This is a genomic window from Streptomyces sp. NPDC054840, from assembly GCF_053611065.1.
On sequence record NZ_JBSGZP010000780.1, the window covers coordinates 1 to 3,181 of the forward strand.

General features: G+C 71.7%; 4 protein-coding genes and 1 pseudogene. 2 read left to right on the plus strand and 3 right to left on the minus strand.

The genetic code is table 11. From position 1 onward, the window contains the following. Positions 1-34 precede the first annotated feature (34 nt). From ACWGIU_RS33895 to ACWGIU_RS33905, 3 genes are all read right to left on the minus strand, one after another. Positions 35-262: a DUF3107 domain-containing protein gene (locus ACWGIU_RS33895; protein ID WP_030764655.1), complete on the minus strand. Its 228-nt coding sequence runs from the start codon at positions 260-262 to the stop codon at positions 35-37. 161 nt (positions 263-423) lie between these two features. Further along, positions 424-1,062: a TetR/AcrR family transcriptional regulator gene (locus tag ACWGIU_RS33900; RefSeq protein WP_453711939.1), complete on the minus strand. Its 639-nt coding sequence runs from the start codon at positions 1,060-1,062 to the stop codon at positions 424-426. Positions 1,063-1,246: 184 nt separating this feature from the next. Beyond that, entirely contained in the window at positions 1,247-1,462 is a 216-nt protein-coding gene (locus tag ACWGIU_RS33905) for a hypothetical protein (RefSeq protein ID WP_453711940.1), read from the minus strand. Positions 1,463-1,594: 132 nt separating this feature from the next. Here ACWGIU_RS33905 and ACWGIU_RS33910 point away from each other — a divergent pair, with 132 nt between their 5' ends. Together ACWGIU_RS33910 and ACWGIU_RS33915 are read left to right on the plus strand one after the other, a co-directional pair. After that, positions 1,595-2,590, plus strand: a complete 996-nt coding sequence (locus ACWGIU_RS33910; protein WP_453711941.1) for an alpha/beta fold hydrolase — start codon at positions 1,595-1,597, stop codon at positions 2,588-2,590. Positions 2,591-2,595: 5 nt separating this feature from the next. Next, a pseudogene (locus ACWGIU_RS33915) lies at positions 2,596-3,181 on the plus strand (hypothetical protein); the annotation flags it as partial.

A 3,181-nucleotide genomic window follows, 5' to 3' on the forward strand; every position in this document is an offset into this window, starting at 1 on the left:
GTGGGATCAACCACCGGGCCGTTTCCAACAGTTCTCAGAGCGCGCCGAAACCGACCTTGCGCGCGCTCGGCTCGCCCAGGTCGACATACGACAGGCGGTCCGACGGCACGAGGACCTTGCGGCCCTTGTTGTCGGTGAGGCTCAGCAGCGGCGACTGGCCGGAGAGCGCGGCGGCGACGACGGCCTCCAGCTCCTCGGCGCTCAGGTCGCTCTCCAGCACGATCTCCCGGGGTGCGTGCTGCACGCCGATCTTGACCTCCACGGCTTTGTCCCTCCGACGATCCGGTTCGCGCGATCAGCCGCGCCGTACGCGGTCCACATTAGCCCGGAGAGGGGACGCGGACGGCGCGGAGCGGACATGCTCGCAGCGAACAGCGGCCGAGGAGCACCACACGTCGCGGGTGCCGGCGGTGAGCCGGTCCGTCAGGACTCCGTGCCGTGCAGCGGGAAGCCGGCGATACCGCGCCAGGCGAGGGAGGTCAGCAGGCCGACCGCCGTATCGCGGGCGATCGGGCTCTCGCTGGAGAGCCAGTAGCGGGCCACGACCTGCGAGACCCCGCCCAGACCCACGGCCAGCAGCATCGACTCGTCCTTGGACAGGCCGGTGTCCTCGGCGATGACGTCGCAGATGGCCTCGGCGCACTGGAGCGAGACGCGGTCGACGCGCTCGCGCACCGCCGGCTCGTTCGTCAGGTCGGACTCGAAGACCAGCCGGAAGGCGCCGCCCTCCTCCTCCACGTACGCGAAGTAGGCGTCCATCGTGGCCGCCACGCGCAACTTGTTGTCCGTCGTCGACGCGAGGGCGGTGCGCACTGCCAGCAGCAGGGCCTCGCAGTGCTGGTCCAGCAGGGCCAGGTACAGGTCGAGCTTGCCGGGGAAGTGCTGGTACAGCACCGGCTTGCTCACGCCGGCCCGCTCGGCGATGTCGTCCATGGCGGCCGCGTGATACCCCTGCGCGACGAACACCTCCTGGGCCGCGCCCAGCAGCTGGTTGCGCCGGGCTCGGCGCGGCAGTCGCGTGCCCCGCGGACGCGCTGCCTCGGTCTGCTCGATGGCTGTCACGCCGCCTCCCACTTTCTCTAAGAACACAGTGCGCTCTGCGCCGCGCCGCCATCGTACTTTTCGGTAACCGAATCTGGTGGGTTCCCTCCGAGTTTTCTCGCGGTACGGACGGCCCGGAGGCGCTGGTCAGCGGTTTGATCAGCAGTTTGGTCGGCGGTTCGGTCGATGCCCGGTCGACCGCGGGTCAGCGGTAGTCGTCCTCGTCCAGCGGCACCACCCGCGCCTGCTCGACGGCATCCCCGTCCGTGACCTCGTCCGCCGGGCGCGTGGTGATCGGGTCGTCCTCGTCCGGCCGGAGATCGGTCAGCTGTTCCGCCACGTCCGCCTCGGGCGCCTCAGGATCGAGGGATTCCGGAAACTGCTCCCGGAAGGTGTCCGGTTCCGCAGGGTCGACAGTCATTCCGCTCCCCTCGCTTCCTTGTGTTCACTTACGAGCCTAGGAGGATCGCGGAGGCACCGCTATGCGGATCCGCTCGAATTTGTGACCGTGAACACAAGAAGTGGAACGTGATCGTCTCGTAACATTGCCCGCATGTCTTCGACCGAGCTGCCGGGCGTACGGTCCACCGCCGAGCTGTCCTCCCAGGTGGGAGCTGTTCGAGTGGCCGAAGGGGAGCAGCTGCGCACCGTCGCGTTGCCCGGCCTGGAACTGGCCGTCCGGGTCCGACCGCCCCTGGGCACGGGGCTGCCACCCGCCCTGTTCGTGCACGGACTGGGCGGTTCCTCCCAGAACTGGTCGGATCTGATGGGGCAGCTGGCCGACACCGTCGACGGCGAGGCCCTCGACCTGCCGGGCTTCGGCTGGTCCCCCCCACCGGCCGACCGGAACTACTCCGTCACCGCCTTCGCCCGCGCCGTCATCCGGCACCTCGACGCCGCCGGGCGCGGCCCGGTCCACCTGGTCGGGAACTCCCTCGGCGGCGCCGTCTCCACCCGCGTCGCGGCCGTCCGGCCCGACCTGGTGCGCACCCTGACGCTCGTCTCGCCCGCCCTGCCCGAGCTGCGCGTGCAGAGGTCGGCCGTGCCGACCGCCCTGCTCGCCGTGCCCGGGGTGGCCGCGCTCTTCTGCCGGCTGACGCAGGGGCACAGCGCCGAACAGCGCACCCGTGGGGTGACGGAGCTCTGTTACGGAGACCCCTCCCGGGTGACGCCCGAGGGATTCGGCAATGCCGTGGAGGAGATGGAGCGGCGGATGGCGCTGCCGTACTTCTGGGAGGCGATGACCCGCTCCTCGCGCGGCATCGTCGACGCCTACACCCTCGGTGGCCAGCACGGACTGTGGCGGCAGGCGCAGCGGGTTCTCGCGCCCTCGCTGCTGGTCTACGGTGGCCGGGACCAGTTGGTCTCGTACCGGATGGCGCACAAGGCGGCCGCGGCGTACCGCGGTTCGCGGCTGCTGTGTCTGCCCGAGGCCGGACACGTGGCGATGATGGAGTACCCCGAGGTGGTGGCCGCCGCTTTCCGGGAGCTGCTGAGCGACACCGGGACGGGCGCGAGTGACCGATATACCGAAGACGGCAGAGGCTGAGGACCGTGGGACGACATAGTCGCAAGGGCCCTGCCCCAGCTCCGGCTCCGGCCGCCGCCCCGGCACCCGCCCGGCCGCAGCCGGAGCCCGCGCCCCTGCCCTACGAGGAACCGCCTGCCGCGTACTGGCCCGAACCGACCGTCACCCACCAGGGGTACGTGCCCCAGGACCGGTACTACGCCGACGCGCGGACCGGTGGCCACCCCCAGCAGTACGAGTCCGACGACGTCTGGGGGGCCCGCCCCGACTCCGTGTACGGGGACTGGCACGGAGTGCGGCGCCCGCACGACGCCACCGCCGCCGCACCGGCTCCCACCGCCTTCCTCGACTCCGGCACCCCGGCCTTCGGCACCCCCGCGGCGGGCTTCCCGCGGGTCACCCCGACGCCGCCGGCCGGATTCGACCTCGACCCCGTCACCTCCACCGGCCCGCAGCACCGGGTGCCCGGACCGCGCAAGCCGGTCGACCCGGTCCATCCGGTGGCTCCGGTCGTGCCGGTGGACGCCGGCGATTGCGCCGAGGAGCCGCCCGGCCGCGGCCGGAAGGTCCGTACCTACACCGGCATGGCCGCCGTGGCCGTCACCACCGTCC